Source organism: Shinella sp. M31, assembly GCF_049199205.1.
Taxonomy (GTDB): domain Bacteria; phylum Pseudomonadota; class Alphaproteobacteria; order Rhizobiales; family Rhizobiaceae; genus Shinella.
Genome location: NZ_JBLZPH010000071.1, coordinates 1 through 14,467, shown reverse-complemented (window position 1 = coordinate 14,467; position 14,467 = coordinate 1). Strand labels below are relative to the sequence as shown.

General features: G+C 63.4%; 16 protein-coding genes and 1 pseudogene. 8 read left to right on the top strand and 9 right to left on the bottom strand.

All coding sequences use genetic code 11. The features are described 5' to 3' along the window. Window positions 1–57: 57 nt before the first annotated feature. The 6 genes from ACOZKU_RS10700 to ACOZKU_RS10675 all read right to left on the bottom strand — a co-directional run bounded on the left by ACOZKU_RS10700 (window position 58) and on the right by ACOZKU_RS10675 (window position 5,411). Complete coding sequence (locus ACOZKU_RS10700; protein ID WP_421578850.1) at window positions 58–774, bottom strand: aspartate/glutamate racemase family protein; 717 nt, start codon at window positions 772–774, stop codon at window positions 58–60. A 1-nt stretch (window position 775) separates the two neighbouring features. Continuing rightward, on the bottom strand, window positions 776–1,498 hold the full coding sequence (locus ACOZKU_RS10695; protein WP_421578849.1) for an ABC transporter ATP-binding protein: 723 nt from the start codon (window positions 1,496–1,498) through the stop codon (window positions 776–778). Between the two features lie 3 nt (window positions 1,499–1,501). After that, entirely contained in the window at window positions 1,502–2,284 is a 783-nt protein-coding gene (locus tag ACOZKU_RS10690; protein ID WP_421578848.1) for an ABC transporter ATP-binding protein, read from the bottom strand. Continuing rightward, the gene (locus ACOZKU_RS10685; RefSeq protein WP_314091675.1) at window positions 2,281–3,252 is read right to left on the bottom strand and encodes a branched-chain amino acid ABC transporter permease; all 972 of its coding nucleotides are present in this window, start codon (window positions 3,250–3,252) and stop codon (window positions 2,281–2,283) included. Before ACOZKU_RS10685 ends, ACOZKU_RS10690 begins: the two co-directional genes overlap by 4 nt. 4 nt (window positions 3,253–3,256) lie before the next feature. Further along, window positions 3,257–4,126, bottom strand: coding sequence for a branched-chain amino acid ABC transporter permease (locus ACOZKU_RS10680; protein WP_117369842.1), 870 nt, complete (start codon window positions 4,124–4,126; stop codon window positions 3,257–3,259). Between the two features lie 97 nt (window positions 4,127–4,223). Then, window positions 4,224–5,411, bottom strand: coding sequence for an ABC transporter substrate-binding protein (locus ACOZKU_RS10675; RefSeq protein WP_421578847.1), 1,188 nt, complete (start codon window positions 5,409–5,411; stop codon window positions 4,224–4,226). 226 nt (window positions 5,412–5,637) lie between these two features. On the opposite strand from ACOZKU_RS10675, the gene ACOZKU_RS10670 reads away from it, so the two are divergent. After that, window positions 5,638–6,360, top strand: a complete 723-nt coding sequence (locus ACOZKU_RS10670; protein ID WP_421578846.1) for a GntR family transcriptional regulator — start codon at window positions 5,638–5,640, stop codon at window positions 6,358–6,360. 180 nt (window positions 6,361–6,540) lie between these two features. On the opposite strand, the gene ACOZKU_RS10665 is transcribed toward ACOZKU_RS10670, so the two are convergent. Beyond that, window positions 6,541–6,849, bottom strand: a complete 309-nt coding sequence (locus ACOZKU_RS10665) for an I78 family peptidase inhibitor (RefSeq protein ID WP_421578845.1) — start codon at window positions 6,847–6,849, stop codon at window positions 6,541–6,543. Window positions 6,850–7,156: 307 nt separating this feature from the next. Here ACOZKU_RS10665 and ACOZKU_RS10660 point away from each other — a divergent pair, with 307 nt between their 5' ends. Next, window positions 7,157–7,699: a flavin reductase family protein gene (locus tag ACOZKU_RS10660; RefSeq protein WP_421578844.1), complete on the top strand. Its 543-nt coding sequence runs from the start codon at window positions 7,157–7,159 to the stop codon at window positions 7,697–7,699. A gap of 242 nt (window positions 7,700–7,941) precedes the next feature. Beyond that, window positions 7,942–8,712 carry an SDR family oxidoreductase gene (locus tag ACOZKU_RS10655; RefSeq protein WP_421578843.1) on the top strand — a complete coding sequence of 257 codons (771 nt, stop codon included), beginning with the start codon at window positions 7,942–7,944 and terminating at the stop codon, window positions 8,710–8,712. Between the two features lie 3 nt (window positions 8,713–8,715). Here the strand turns inward: ACOZKU_RS10655 and ACOZKU_RS10650 are convergent, their stop codons facing one another. Beyond that, window positions 8,716–10,191 carry an NAD-dependent succinate-semialdehyde dehydrogenase gene (locus ACOZKU_RS10650; protein ID WP_314091692.1) on the bottom strand — a complete coding sequence of 492 codons (1,476 nt, stop codon included), beginning with the start codon at window positions 10,189–10,191 and terminating at the stop codon, window positions 8,716–8,718. 197 nt (window positions 10,192–10,388) lie between these two features. Here ACOZKU_RS10650 and ACOZKU_RS10645 point away from each other — a divergent pair, with 197 nt between their 5' ends. The 5 genes from ACOZKU_RS10645 (at window position 10,389) to ACOZKU_RS10625 (ending at window position 13,771) form a co-directional block, all read left to right on the top strand. Continuing rightward, complete coding sequence (locus ACOZKU_RS10645; protein ID WP_421578842.1) at window positions 10,389–10,613, top strand: hypothetical protein; 225 nt, start codon at window positions 10,389–10,391, stop codon at window positions 10,611–10,613. Between the two features lie 23 nt (window positions 10,614–10,636). After that, a complete protein-coding gene (locus ACOZKU_RS10640) occupies window positions 10,637–11,338 on the top strand; it encodes a DUF899 domain-containing protein (protein WP_421578841.1) in 702 nt (233 codons plus the stop codon). 213 nt (window positions 11,339–11,551) lie between these two features. Further along, the gene (locus tag ACOZKU_RS10635) at window positions 11,552–12,271 is read left to right on the top strand and encodes a polysaccharide deacetylase family protein (protein ID WP_421578840.1); all 720 of its coding nucleotides are present in this window, start codon (window positions 11,552–11,554) and stop codon (window positions 12,269–12,271) included. A 127-nt stretch (window positions 12,272–12,398) separates the two neighbouring features. Beyond that, complete coding sequence (locus ACOZKU_RS10630) at window positions 12,399–13,028, top strand: hypothetical protein (RefSeq protein WP_421578839.1); 630 nt, start codon at window positions 12,399–12,401, stop codon at window positions 13,026–13,028. 149 nt (window positions 13,029–13,177) lie between these two features. Continuing rightward, a complete protein-coding gene (locus ACOZKU_RS10625; RefSeq protein ID WP_314091703.1) occupies window positions 13,178–13,771 on the top strand; it encodes a YqaA family protein in 594 nt (197 codons plus the stop codon). A gap of 9 nt (window positions 13,772–13,780) precedes the next feature. On the opposite strand, the pseudogene ACOZKU_RS10620 reads toward ACOZKU_RS10625, so the two are convergent. Then, window positions 13,781–14,467, bottom strand: a pseudogene (locus ACOZKU_RS10620) (amidase); the annotation flags it as partial.

The window sequence follows — 14,467 nt, the reverse complement described above, 5'->3', positions numbered from 1 at the left end:
ACAATACTATAATTGCAGCCTATGTTTCATCCAGGGCACGCACCCGTGAAGCCGCCTTCAGGCTCCGAATATCCGCTCCAGCTTGCTGGCGGGCGGCGGGGCGTAGCCGCCGAGGCGGGAGGTGCGCATGTTGAGACCGGCCATGGCTTCGGCCATCTTCACCGCGCAGGAGACGCCGTCGAGCACAGGCAGGCCGTGTTCGGCAGCAAGATCGGCCGCGAGGCTCGCCATGCCGGCGCAGCCGAGCACGATGGCTTCGGCGCGATCCTCCGCGACGGCGACGCCGATTTCCGCGCTGATCTTCTGACGGGCATTGGAGCCCGGTTGTTCCAGTTCCAGCACGGCGACCTCGGATGAGCGCACGCGGGCGCAGCGGGCGTCGAGGCCATAGCGCGCAAGGTTGTGTTCCAGCGCCGGCACGGAACGGGCAAGCGTCGTGACGACGGAGAACTTGTTGGCGATCATCGAGGCGAAATGGTAGGCGGCTTCGCCGATGCCGATGACCGGCTTGTCGGTGAGGCAGCGGGCAGCGTCGAGGCCGGTATCGTCGAAACAGGCGATGACGACGGCGTCGCAATCGGGGTTGCGGCGGATCGTGTCGAGCAGTCCCGCAAGGCTCATCGCCTCGTCGAAATAGCCTTCGATGGAGACCGGGCCGTGTGCCGGGTTGACGGCGGTGATGTCGGTGCCGGGAGAGGCGGCGGCGCGCGCCGCCTTCCCGATATGATCCGTCATCGAGGCGGTCGTGTTGGGGTTGATGACGAGGATTTTCATGTCAGAGTTCGCCTCCGAGGTAGGCAGCCTTGATGCGGTCGTCGTTCATCAGCTCTTTCGAATTGCCTGACAGCGCGATCGACCCGGTGGAGAGCGCATAGGCGCGGTTCGAGATGGAGAGCGCCATGCGGCTGTTCTGCTCGACGAGGAGGATGGAGACCTTCTCGTCACGGCTGATGGCGACGATGGCGCGGGCGATGTCCTGCACCAGTTTGGGCGCGATGCCGAGCGACGGTTCGTCCAGAAGCAGGAGCTTCGGACGGGCCATCAGCGCGCGGCCGATCACCATCATCTGCTGCTCGCCACCCGACATGGTGCTGGCCTGCTGGTGGTAGCGCTCGCGCAGGCGGGGAAAGCGCGTCAGCACGTTTTCCAGCGTCTGCTCGATCTCCGCCTTGTCGGTGCGCGTGAAGGCGCCCATCAGCAGATTGTCCTTGACGGACATCAGCGGGAAAGCGCGCCGTCCCTCCGGCACCATGGAGATGCCGCGGCGCACGATTTCGGCCGCCGGCGTGCCGTTCAGCTTCTGCCCCTGGTAGAAGATCTGGCCCGACTTGACGGAACGAAGCCCGGTGATCGCCCGCAGGATCGAGGATTTGCCTGCCCCGTTCGCGCCGATCAGCGCGACGGTTTCGCCTTCGTCGACATCGATCGACACGCCCTTCAGCGCATAGATGTGGTCGTAATAGAGTTCGATATTCTCAACGCTCAATATCTTGGTCATGGCTTACATCCCGATCGCCGCATCTTCGGAGCCGAGATAGGCTTCGATCACCTTCTCGTTCTCGCGGATTTCCTTGGGCGTGCCCTCGGCGATCTTCTGGCCGAAGTTGATGCACACGATCCGGTCGCTGATCTTCATCACGGCGGGCATGTCGTGCTCGACGAGAAGAACAGTGACGCCACGCTCGTCGCGAAGGCGGCGGACGAGCCTGACCATCTTCATCGTCTCGTCGTGGTTCATGCCGGCGAAGGGCTCATCGAGCAGGATGACCTTCGGATCGGTGGCAAGGCCGATGGCCATGCCGAGCGCGCGCAGGTGCCCCTGCGGCAGGTTGGAGGCGAGCTCGTTGCGGATCGCCTGAAGCCCCAGGAAATCGACGATGTCGTCGGCCGACTTGGCGAACGCCGCCTCGTCCTCCTTGGCCTGCCTGGTGCCGATGAAGAAGCCTAGGAGGCTCGCCTTCGAGCGAAGGTGGTGGGAGACGATGATGTTTTCACGCACCGTCATGGAGCGGAAGATCGTCGTTTCCTGGAAGGTGCGCACCACGCCCATCTGCGCGACCTTGTGCGGCGCGAGGCTCGAAATGCGCGTGCCGTTGAACAGCACTTCGCCCGATGTCGCCGGCACGAAGGAGGAGATCAGCTTGAACAGCGTCGATTTTCCCGCCCCGTTCGGGCCGATCACCGAGAGGATTTCCCCTTTGTTGACGTCGAAGGTGACGTCGTTCACCGCCGTCAGGCCGCCATAGCGCTTGGTGATGTTCTTGATCTGCAGGATCGGGGTCATGCCCGGCCCTCCTTCTTGTCGAGAAGGCTGAGGACACCGTTCGGCAGAACCAGCATGAGCAGGATCATGACGCCGGAATAGATGAGCAGCTGGTATTCCTTGGCGATCGACAGCAGGTCCCAGCCGAAATAGAGCAGCAGCGTGCCGAGCATCGGGCCGAAGACGTACCCGAGGCCGCCGAGGAAGCAGTAGAGCATGAAGTTCACGCTGTCGGCGACCACGAAGGACGACGGATAGATCGACTGGGCGATGGCGGCGAACATGGCTCCGGCGATACCGCCGAAGAACGAGGAAATCGCATAGGCGAGCAGGCGGAGATAAGCGGTGTTGACGCCGATCGAGGCCGACAGTTCCTCATTCTGCTGGAGGCTGCGGCAGAGATGGCCGAGCCGCGAATTCACGATGCGCCAGAGCACGAGATAGGTGAGGATCATCAGCACCACGGCCATGACATAAAAGCCGACGCGCGGATTGGAGAGCGTGGCGAAGTCCGGGATGATCGTCAGGCCGAAAAGCGAGAGTTCGCCCGGCTGCGGGATCGAGGTGATGCCCTTGGCGCCGTTGGTGATCGGCAAGGCGAGGGCGGACAGGCGGGCGACTTCCGTCAGAACCAGCGTGACCATGGCGAAGTAGACGCCGCGCAGTCTGAGGATCGGCAGGCCGATCAGCACGGAGATGAAGGCGCAGAACAGGCCTGCCAGTGGCAATGTCCACCAGAAGGAGACGCCGGCCTTCGTGACAAGGATCGTCGAAACGTAGCCGCCGACCAGCGCGTAGGCGCCCTGGCCGATATTGATGCGGCCGATATAGAAGGTGAGCCAGACGCCGGCGGCACCCACGGAGAGCAGGGCGACGGAGGTCAGCGTGTAGTAGAAGTCCCAGCGTCCGGTCGCGTTGATGAACAGCGGGACGAGAACAAAGACGGTGAGGAGAAAGGCTGCGAAGCCGAGAAGTCTTTTCGTGTTCATGACCTTAACCCCACGGCTTGCCCATCAGCCCCTGCGGGCGGACGGCGAGGAAAACCATCAGCGTGGCGAAGATGACGAGATAGGTGATGTCGCCATAGGCCGAGAGCACCGTCAGGCCGACGCTCTCCATCATGCCGAGGATGAAGCCGCCGGCGATCGCGCCGGAAATGACACCTGCGCCACCGATCATGATCATCAGGAAGGCCTTGACCGAGGTCGGGCCGCCCATGCCGAGATTGACGCCGGTGATGGTGACGAGGAGGCCGCCGACGAGGCCGGCGAGCATCGCGCCGAGCGCAAAGCCGATCATCGAGTAGCGGGCGACGTTCACGCCCATCAGCTGCGCGGCCATCTTGTCCTGGGCGAGCGCCCGCATGGCGCGGCCGGTCTTGGAATAGTTCATGAAGCCGATGAAGACCACGATCAGCAGGATGGCGAGCACGCCGATCAGGATGCGGTCATAGGGCATGATGATGCGCATATCGAGGTTGAGTACGCCGTTGACGACCTTCGGCACGCCGCGCTGCTTTTCGCCGAAGAACAGCAGGATGACGGCATCGAGAAAGAAGGCGACGCCGGCTGCCAGCAGCATGGTCGATTCATCGCGCTTGGAACGGCGCACGACCGGCGCGAACAGGAATTTCTCGATGGCTGCCCCCATGATCGCGAGCACCACCGCCGACGCGAAGAGGCCGACGATGAAGGGCAGGCCGAGCTGGACGACGACCGTATAGGTGACGAAGCCGCCGAAGACGTACATCTGCCCGTGGGCGAAGTTCAGCACGTTCATCAGCGAGAAGATCAGGGTCAGTCCGAGGGCGATCAACGCATATTGCGCCCCGAGATAGAGACCGTTGGCAATTATCTGTTCCATCGTGAGCCTCCAATGGAAGGACGTTCAGGCAAGAGGGATCCGGCCGAACGACGCGGCGTCGTCCGGATCCCCTGTCTCATCAGTGCCTAGGCTCCGATCAGTCGACCTGGCCGACGAACATCGTCTCGAACTTGCCGCCCTTGAATTCATTCACGACGAGCGGCACGGAGACCTGACGCTTCTGGCCGAAGGAGGTCATGCCGACATAACGCAGCTTGGCGTCGCCTTTCATGAAGGGGTTCGGCGCTTCGAACGTGTCCATGGTCTTCTTGTACTCCTCGACATTGTCGATGGCGGCCGGGTTCGCTTTCAGCGTCTCGATGATGTATTCGAGCGCGTAGACCTTGGTGTTGGACTCGTCATTATACTCGCCGAACATCTTCGTGTAGCGGTCGACGAATTCCTTCATCGTGTCGCTGGCGAGTTCCGGCGTGGACGCGCCACCGACCGAGATGAAGCCTTCGGCAAGTTCGCCTGCACCTTCCTGCAGAACGGTCGCGTCCTGTCCCGTTTCCGTGGAAATGAAGCCGGTATAGCCGAGTTCGCGGGCCGACCGGATGAGCTGCGGCGCATTGGCCGGGGAAACGCCCGAGAGAACGAGCAGGTCGGGCGACGCCTGGATGACGGGCAGCAGCACCGGCGTGAAGTCGGTCGTGTCTACCTGGTAGGTCACGTTGCCGGACACCACTTCAAGGCCGAGCGCCTCGGCGGCCGCAATGCCGGATTCACGCTGGCTCAGCGGGTCGGATTCGTTGGCGGCAACGAAAGCCACCTTCTTCACGCCCTTGTTTTCCTTGAGATATTTGTAGATGGCCGGGCCAGACTGGTAGTTCGCCACCATGCCGAGGATCGCGTTGGATGCCGGTGCGGTGAAAAGCTCTTTCGGAAAAGCGTAGGGGAAGTACATGATGCCATTGTGCTCGGCGACCGGGCGCACCGCTGCCGCGCCGTCGTCGACATTCGGACCGACGACATAGTGCACGCCGTCCTGCGCCATCTTTTCCATGCCGGCGATGGCGCGCTTCGGGTCCTTCTGGTCGTCGAACGGCACGATCTCGATGTCGTAGGTCTTGTCGCCGATCTTCACGCCGCCAAGTTCGTTGAGCCAGGCGGCACGCGCCTCCATCGAGCGCTGGTTGGAAATACCCCAGGCCGCGGCCGGGCCGGAGGTAACGCCGACGAAGCCGATTTTCAGCTTGGCGTTCTCGGCATAGGCCATCAGCGGCAGAGACAGGACGGTCGCTGCGGCGAGGGCGGAAAACTTCAGGAATGTACGCTTTTGCATGTTGTTCTTCCTCTGGGCCATTGATTTATTTTCTATGTGGCGAGCGGGCCGCGAGGGCGGCCACGTCAGGCCTTGGCCAGAGCATTCAATGCATTGTTAACAATCCTGTCAAGTCGTCGTGCACAACACGGAACTGTTTCATCGACGAAATAGCGGCTTGTTGGTTGATGAAATCGGCTCTATTTAAAAACCAAGTGCAGTAGAGTGCGCATGTCGAGGTGATGCGGTGGTTGATTTGGGGCGGGAAAATCCGGTCGAGGCGGAGGAAATCGACGAAAGCGATATCGTCGAACGCATCTTCGAAGCCGTGGTTGAGCAGCGACTGCCGCCGGGAACCAAGTTATCCGAATCCGCTTTATGCGAGGCTTTCGGCGTCGGACGCATGCGGATCCGCCGTTCGCTTCTGCTGCTGGCCAGCCGCGAGGTGGTCGAGCTTCACGCCAATCGCGGCGCCTTCGTCGCCTCGCCGACGCCCGATCAGGCGCGCGAAGTCTTCGAGGCGCGTCTTGCGCTGGAGCCGAACATAACGCGCCTTGCCGTCCAGCGCGCCGGCGAGGACGACATCGCGGAACTGAACCGGCTCCTCGAAATGGAATATGTCGCGCACAAGGAGCGACACCGGCACGACGCGATCCGTCTCTCCGGCCAGTTCCATACCATGCTTGCACAGATCGCCGGCAATGCGATCCTGATCCGCACGATGAAGGAACTCGTGACGCGCACCTCCCTCATCATCGGTCTCTTCGGTGCGCCGGGCCTGAACAGCTGTCGCGACGACGACCACGCGTCCATCGTTCACGCTTTCCATGCGCGAGACGCCGAAAAGGCGGCCTGGATGATGACGCTTCACCTGCGGCACATCGAAAGCCACCTCCAGCTGGACACCAAGCCTCATGAGGCGGTCGACCTCGTCCAGCTGTTCACGCAGAAGAATCTCGTCGAACAGTAACGACCGGTCTGCTTCTCTGACTAGCCGGCGCCGCCTTCCGTCAGGAGCTTTCCGTCGATGAGGACGGTACCCACCGGTGGGCTCGACGGCTCAAAATGCGGAATGCGAACAGACGCGCATGAAAAAGGGGAGGATTCCATCTGGATCCCCCCCTTCGAAACCGTCGAAACGGTGTTTCGATCAGCCGCACAGGGCGCGGGTGATTTTTCCGGTCGCCGGGTCGGTCTCGATGGTCACGCGTTCCTGCCGCAGGTCCATCGTCACGCCGTCGCCGGGCTTGATCTGGCGCACGATCGTCGCACCCGTCAGCTTCATCGCTTCGGCATCGGAAATCTTGTCCTTGCCGACGAGGGCGTCGGCCGCTTCGCGCTTGCAGATGCCGGACTCGACGGCGGCAGCGGCTTCGGGCTCCTTCTCCTTCTGGCAGCCGGCGGCGAGGAGAGCGAGAACGGTGGCTGCAACGGCAGCGGTGTGGCGAATGGGAAGCAAAACGTATCCTTTCTGTCGAAAGGCGCCATCAAGCAGCGGAATACGGCGACAGCTGGGCGCGAACCGCGGCTGCCTGTTTACCCGTCGGCACAATGCGGGAAAGATGAATATGAGCCTTCCGAAGTCGTTAAAGAGGCGGCGGCGGCCATCACTGGCTCGCTGCGCGCGAAGACGACATACCGGACTTGGCCTTGTTGAAATTCATATTTTCTATAAAAACACTCAATTTAAGAAAGGCGTGCCTGCTACCCCTCGTTTTCGTTTGTTATCCCTATGCGCATCAGACGATTGCAGTGGAGCGGGACCGATGAATGCTCATGCGGAGAACACGCATTTCAATACCCACAACACGACCTTGCTCGACCACCCGGCCGATGCCGACCGCCTGAAGGCGGCCTTGCGGACGCTTGGCGGCGGCGTCAGCATCATCACGGCGGGTGAGGGTGAAGCCCGTACCGGCGCCACGGTCACGTCGGCGACGGCGCTCTCCGTCGAGCCGGCGCGCATGCTGGTCTCGCTCAATCGCAGCTCCTCCACCTGGCCCGTCGTCGAGCGCTACGGCCATTTCGGCATCAACATCGTCGGCGCCGACCACGAGACCATCGCCAATCAGTTCGCCGGCCGCGGCGGCCTGCGCGGTCCGGATCGCTATCGTGGCGCAGAATGGGTCACGGCACTCAGCGGCGCCCCGCTGCTCGTCGATGCCGTGGCCGCGATCGATTGCACCGTCGAGGAGGCCATCGAGCGACACAGCCATGTAATCGTCATCGGCAAGGTTCTGTCGATCCGTCTCGGCACCGGCCATTCGCTGCTCTATCAGGACGGCCGCTACCACTCCGTCTCCGGCTAAGGCGCCCCTTCCAACATCTCGAAATGCTGCAACCCGCCGCAGCTGCGATCATTAGGACGATGCCGCTACGTCCAGCGCGCCGGACTTCGTACGGTTTCGCGCGGAGCCGCCCAACCTCCCCGCCCTGCACTGGCGCATGATGAGTGCCGCTCCGCTTCCGATCCTCGCGTTCACGCCGCAGATCGGGTACCACGATGGATCTCCCGAGGATCGGTTTTCTCGGGATGTTTCCGGAGCAGGCCATGAGCAGCAACACCTTGTTTTCCCTCGCCGGGCGGGTCGCCCTCGTCACCGGTTCGAGCCAGGGCATCGGCTTTGCCCTTGCCGAAGGTCTGGCGCGGCAGGGAGCAACCGTCGTTCTCAACGGCAGGAATGCGTCAGCGGTGCAGGCGGCTGCGGCCACCCTTCGCGACAAGGCCTACCCGGCCCACGCTGCGACATTCGACGTCACCGATCCCGCGGCGATTACGCCGGAAATCGAGCGGATCGAAAACGAGGTCGGGCCGATCGATATCCTGGTCAACAATGCCGGCATGCAGTTTCGCACGCCGCTCGAGGATTTTCCCGTCGAGCGCTGGGAGCAGCTTTTGACGACCAATATATCGAGCGTCTTCTTCGTCAGCCAGCCGGTCGCCCGCCGCATGATCGCGCGAGGCCGCGGCAAGATCGTCAATGTCGCTTCCGTCCAGAGCGAACTGGCAAGGCCGGGCATCGCGCCTTACACCGCAACGAAGGGCGCCGTGAAGAACCTGACCCGCGGCATGTGCGCCGACTGGGCGAAACACGGATTGCAGATCAACGCCATCGCGCCGGGATATTTCAAAACGCCGCTCAATCAGGCGCTGGTCGACGACCCGGATTTTTCCGCCTGGCTGGAAAAGCGCACGCCGGCCGGCCGCTGGGGCAATGTCGAGGAGCTGATCGGCGCGGCCGTGTTCCTGTCGAGCGATGCATCCTCCTTCGTGAACGGCCACACGCTCTATGTCGATGGCGGCATCACCACCAGCCTGTGACCGTCAGATGCCGCCCATGCAGAGATATTTCATCTCCAGATAGTCCTCCAGCCCGTGGCGGGAGCCCTCGCGGCCCATGCCGGATTGCTTGACGCCGCCGAAAGGCGCGGCCTCGGAAGACATGCGCCCCGTATTGATGCCGACCATGCCGTATTCCAGCGCTTCCGCCACCCGCCAGACGCGGCTGAGATTGGAGGCGTAGAAATAGGCGGCGAGGCCGTAGATCGTGTCGTTGGCCTCGCGCACCACCTGGTCGGCATCCGTGAAGCGGATGATGGGGGCGAGCGGCCCGAACGTCTCTTCCTGCGCGATGCGCATGTCGCGGGCGATGCCGGTTAGCACGGTCGGTGCGAAGAACGTGCCGGCACCCGTGATCCGCTTTCCGCCGCAATGCACGCTGCCGCCGCGTTCGACCGCGTCGGCGACATGCGCCTCGATCTTGGCAAGTGCGCGCGTATCGATCAGCGGGCCGATCGCGACATCGGGATCGAAACCGTCGCCGACGGAGAGCGTCCGGACGCGGGCGGTGAACTTTTCGGCGAATTCGTCGTGGACGCCCGCCTGCACATAGAGGCGGTTTGCCGAAACGCAGGTCTGGCCGGCATTGCGGAATTTCGCCTGGATGGCGCCGTCGACGGCCGCATCGACATCGGCATCGTCGAAGACGATGAAGGGGGCGTTGCCGCCGAGTTCCAGGCTGAGCTTCTTCACCTGGTCGGAACATTGGCGCATCAGAAGACGGCCGACTTCCGTCGAGCCGGTGAAGCTGATCTTGCGCACCTGCGGATGAGTGCAGAGTTCGCGGCCGACGGCATCGCCCTCCGAGGCATAGATCAGGTTGACGACACCGGGCGGAAAGCCGGCCTTTTCCGCCAGCGCGAACATCGCGCCCGCCACCAGCGGCGTCTGTTCCGCCGGTTTCAGCACGACCGTGCAGCCGGCGGCAAGTGCGGGCGAAATCTTGCGGGCGACCATCGAGGCCGGGAAGTTCCACGGCGTGATGGCACCGACGACGCCGATCGGCTGCTTGATGACGATCATGCGCCGGTCGCGCGAGGGGGCGGGAATGGTCTCGCCGTAGATGCGGTTCGCCTCTTCGGCATACCATTGCAGATAGGCGGCGGCGTGCGATACCTCGGATTTTGCCTCGGCGAGCGGCTTTCCCATCTCGGCGGTCAGGATGGCGGCGAGATCGTCGGTGTGGCGCACGATCAGCTGGTGCCAGCGCCAGAGCGTGTCGGAGCGTTCGCGGGCCGTGCGGGCGGCCCATTCCGTCTGCGCCTCGGTGGCGCGCTCGATGGCGGCCCGCGTCTCGGCGACGCCCATATCCGGGATTTCCGCGAGCAGCTCGCCGGTGGCGGGATTGAACACCTCGAAGGTCGCGCCGCCCTCGGGCAGGCCGAGCCAGGCCGGATCGGCAATCGCCGCGAAGAGGTCGCGGTTTTCCAGGCGGCGGATGAGGTTTTGCGTCAGGGCCAAGGGCGTCCTCCCGGTCACGATATCGGTGACGCAGAGATATGAGAGCGCAAGGGCGTTCGCAATCGAACAATTGTATCGATTGTCAGCCTCCGGCGGCGTCCCCGGACACATCAAGACAATCCCGTCACACTTGTAACTCTCACCTGCCGGGCGGGTGCCGCTAGCCTGTCCCCGGATCGATCATTCGGAGCAGGACGATGACCCCGACGGCAGACACGACAGGCGACGGTTTTCACTGGCTCGGCTTCGCGGCAGCGCCGACCTTCGCCTTCATGGCGGCGGTTTCGCTGCTTGACGGAGATCAGTCTTCGATCTGCGGCTCCGGCCCCGATCTCTCGCCGCTCGGCAGCATGACGACGATGTACCTGCTGATGGCTCTCTTCCACCTGGCGCCCTGGCTGAAATTCGCCCGGCGCCGCTGACGTCCCAACCAAGGAGAAAGACGATGCAACACGAGATTGTTTCCCGCGCCGAATGGCTGGATGCGCGCAAGGCGCTGTTCGACAAGGAACGCGCCATGACGCATGCGCTCGACGAGCTGCGCGCCGAGCGCCGCCGGCTCCCCTGGGTGCGGATCGAGAAGGAGTACGTTTTCCAGGGGGCGGACGGGCCGGTCACGCTCGACGCGCTGTTCGGCGAGCGCAGCCAGCTCGCCATCTATCATTTCATGCTGACGCCGGGATCCGATCACCTTTGCCCGGGGTGCTCCTATACGGCCGATCATGCCGATGCGGCGCGGCAGCATTTCGAGCATGCCGACCTCTCCTTCGCCGCCGTGTCCCGCGCACCCGTCGAGCGTATCGGGGCCGTGAAGGCGCGGATGGGCTGGACCTTCCCCTGGGTCTCCGCCGGCGACGGCGATTTCAGCTATGATTTCGGCGTCTCCTTCACGCAGGAGGACCGGGAGGCCGGTCGGGCGCTCTACAATTACGGCCTGACGACGATCCAGCGCAGCGCCGACATGTTCGGCCTCAGCGTCTTCGTAAAGGACGAGGACGGCGCCATCTTCCACAGCTACTCGACCTATCATCGCGGGACGGAGCTTCTGATGGGAGCATTCAACTGGCTCGACCTGACACCGAAGGGGCGCAATGAGGTGGGCGGCATCATGAGCTGGGTGCGGCTGCACGACCAATACGGAGCCTAGAACGGCACCGCATGTTAGAGAGCCCACCCGCGTTCGGCGGGTGGGCTCGATTCAGAGTGTCTAAGCAACAGGCAGGCGCATACCGTTCTTTCCATGTCGCATCACGCCCGGCACCGTAAAAGGACATAATTTTGTACCGGGCCGGGCATACAGCGGCGATAGGCTCTCCCGGCAGCGTTCTTCCGACACGGGGATGCGCCCGGGAAAATGCATATGCGCTTCGGATTCATCGTCGTCTTGCTTGCACTCGTCTCTCCGGCCGTGGCCAAGCCGCTGCACGAGCCGCGGCTGACCATCGCCAAGGGCGGACCGGAGCATCCGCAGGTCGCGCTCACCTTCGACGCTTGCAGCGGCGGCATCGACAGGCGGATATTGGACACCCTCATCGACAACAGGATCCCTGCAACGCTGTTCGTGACCCGCCGCTGGCTTGCCCGCAACGGCCCGACCATCAGGTTGCTGGCCGCGCATCCTGAGCTTTTCGAGATCGAGGATCACGGTGCCGAGCATGTGCCGGCGGTGCTGGGCAGCAAGGCGGTGTACGGCATCAAGCCGGCCGGGACGCTGGCGGCCGTTGCGGCGGAGGTCGAGGGCGGAGCCGGAGCGATCGTCACGGATCTCGGCGTGCAGGCAGGCTGGTTCCGCGGTGCGACGGCGCTCTACAGCCCGGATGCGCTGGCGCTGATCAAGTCGCTCGGTTTCCGCATCGCGGGCTATTCGCTGAGCGGCGACGCGGGCGCCACGGCCTCCGCCTCCAAGGCGGCAAGGACCATCGGCCGGGCACGGGACGGCGATGTCATCATCGCGCATATCAACCAGCCGAACCGTATGTCGGGGGAGGGCGTCGCGAAGGGCATTCTCGAACTCAAGGCCAGAGGCTTTGCCTTCCGGCTTCTCAAGGACGTCGAGACGGCGGAGGATGACAACAGCTGACCACCGGAACGACTTGCAGGGAAGGGAAGAATAAACCGCTTTCACCGCCCGTAGTGCGAGAACGCGCAACGGCTGGACGACCGTTTCACAACCCGGCCGCAGCTTCACCTGACAAATGCGGTGCCGGGTGAAGGGCGTCGTCCGGCCGCGTTTTGAAAGTTGCTTGAGGAGGGCGGCGTTGGTGACCATCTTTTTGCCGGAACCGTTTCGATATCCCGTGAAATCCGGCACGCTGCCGATGGCGCTGTTCGCCGGACTTCTGTTTTCCGGCAGCCTTGCTCATGCCTGTGAGACGGATGCGCAGCCGATCTTCAGCTGTGAGGCGGATGGCAGAGGTAAGTTCATCGAATTGTGCGCCTCGGGCGAGCCGGGCGGTGTGCCGTCCGCGCTTCAATACCGTTTTGGGTCCCAGACGCCGGAGGGCCGGGACGATGTGGTGGAGCTGGAATTTCCGGACAAGGCGGCCGGATCGCTCGGTCGGTTCTTCGGTGCTGTTTACACTCACAAGGGTGTCTATACGCAATCAGTCCGCTTCAAATCCGCGGGCTTCAGCTACACGGTCTTTACGGAAAGCTGGCCGGATGCCGATTCTGCCGAGGGGGCTGCCGGTTCCGCCGGCGTGACGGTGCGCAATCTGCGCACGGGCAAATCGCGCACGGTGGATTGCAGCGAGCGCCCGCGTTTCTACATTTTCGAACTGCAGAACGTTCTCGCCTGCGATCCCGCTACGCCGGTGGGCAAAGCCTGCATCCAATAGCAGACATGCGAAGTGGAAGAGCGGAAACGTAAATTTGGACGATGCTAGCGACAATAGCGCGAATGTGGGCTATGCGGAGGCGGGTGCTCCGGGCGTCTCCGCACAGCCGCTCTCCTTGAATCGCATTGAAAGAGAACAGCAGACCGCCAATGCTGCGACGATTGTACAAGTGGGTTCTGTCCCTTTCCGCCCGCCCGACGGCGCAGATCTGGCTTGCCGTGATCGCCTTCGTCGAAAGCTCGATTTTCCTCGTGCCGGCCGATGTGCTGCTGTTGCCGATGGTGCTGACGCAGCCGAAGAAGGCCTATCGATATGCCGCAATCGCGACGGTGGCCTCGGTGCTGGGCGGCATCGCGGGTTGGGCGATCGGCTATTTCGCCTATGAAACCGTCGCAAAGCCGATCCTGTCCTTCTATGGCAAGCTCGCCGAATTCGAGCATTTGAAAGCGTCGATCAACGACCGCTGGATCCTGCTCCTGATGATCACCTCGGGGATTGCGCATCTGCCGCCGATCAAGGTCGTGACGATCCTGTCGGGCGCGGTGCACATGGCGCTGCCGGTCTTCATCCTGTGCGCCGCGGTGACCCGTGGAGCGCGCTTTTTCCTCTTCGCCTATCTGGTGCGCCGCTACGGTGAGACCGTCGCGCTTTTCATCGAGCAGCGGCTGAACCAGATCGTGCTGATCGTCGCCGCACTGGCGGCGGTCGCCATTCTCCTGTCGGGCCGGTTCGTGACAGTGTAACCGCGCCGGTCAGACCGTGCCGCCGATGCTGGCGAAGGCGGCGTGGCCCCTGGCGCAGGCGATGACGATATGCCCGTAGGGTGCACGCCATTCGCTGTGAACATGGGTGTTCTCGTCCAGATCAAGGCTTGCGCTGACCTCTGTGCCCTCCTGCCGGAACGCGACCGGCTGGCCGTTCACCGTCAGCCACGAGAGCGGCGTCGGGCTCTGCACCTGTATCGAAAGCCGCTGGCGGCCATGCCCGATGGGTGCCAGCGACAGCGACAGCCGAAGCTCGGCGGCATCGGTCGGGTCCGTTGCTGCGGCTGCTGAGAGGTCTTGAAGCTCCGGCGTTCGCGTCGGTGCCTCGCGGTACGTGCCGGTCTTTTCGAAGGCGCAGGCATAGGCGAGAAGGGTCGTGTCGTCCCAGGCGCGGCCGGCGAAGGTCAGGCCGGCCGGCATGCCGATATCGGCCAGCATCCCCATCGGCACGGTCACCGTGGGAATGCCGAGATGGCGGATCGCCAGATTGCCGTTCGCCACCCAGGTGCCGTTCTGCCAGGCGAGATCGGCCGAGGCGGGGTTCACATCGGCATCCGCCGGGCCGATATCGGCAACGGCCGGGAAGATGACCGCATCCAGTCCCAGACCGTCCATCCAGACTTCCAGGTCGACGCGGCGCGTTTCCTCAAGCCCGCGAAGCCCTTCGGCAAGACC

Excerpts from the sequence above, each read along its gene's own strand:
- ACOZKU_RS10695 (WP_421578849.1), bottom strand. The coding sequence starts at position 1,498 with ATGACCAAGATATTGAGCGTTGAGAATATCGAACTCTATTACGACCAC.
- ACOZKU_RS10690 (WP_421578848.1), bottom strand. The coding sequence starts at position 2,284 with ATGACCCCGATCCTGCAGATCAAGAACATCACCAAGCGCTATGGCGGC.
- ACOZKU_RS10660 (WP_421578844.1), top strand. The coding sequence starts at position 7,157 with ATGAATGCTCATGCGGAGAACACGCATTTCAATACCCACAACACGACC.
- ACOZKU_RS10625 (WP_314091703.1), top strand. The coding sequence starts at position 13,178 with ATGCTGCGACGATTGTACAAGTGGGTTCTGTCCCTTTCCGCCCGCCCG.
- ACOZKU_RS10645 (WP_421578842.1), top strand. The coding sequence starts at position 10,389 with ATGACCCCGACGGCAGACACGACAGGCGACGGTTTTCACTGGCTCGGC.
- ACOZKU_RS10655 (WP_421578843.1), top strand. The coding sequence starts at position 7,942 with ATGAGCAGCAACACCTTGTTTTCCCTCGCCGGGCGGGTCGCCCTCGTC.
- ACOZKU_RS10640 (WP_421578841.1), top strand. The coding sequence starts at position 10,637 with ATGCAACACGAGATTGTTTCCCGCGCCGAATGGCTGGATGCGCGCAAG.
- ACOZKU_RS10700 (WP_421578850.1), bottom strand. The coding sequence starts at position 774 with ATGAAAATCCTCGTCATCAACCCCAACACGACCGCCTCGATGACGGAT.
- ACOZKU_RS10680 (WP_117369842.1), bottom strand. The coding sequence starts at position 4,126 with ATGGAACAGATAATTGCCAACGGTCTCTATCTCGGGGCGCAATATGCG.
- ACOZKU_RS10635 (WP_421578840.1), top strand. The coding sequence starts at position 11,552 with ATGCGCTTCGGATTCATCGTCGTCTTGCTTGCACTCGTCTCTCCGGCC.
- ACOZKU_RS10675 (WP_421578847.1), bottom strand. The coding sequence starts at position 5,411 with ATGCAAAAGCGTACATTCCTGAAGTTTTCCGCCCTCGCCGCAGCGACC.
- ACOZKU_RS10685 (WP_314091675.1), bottom strand. The coding sequence starts at position 3,252 with ATGAACACGAAAAGACTTCTCGGCTTCGCAGCCTTTCTCCTCACCGTC.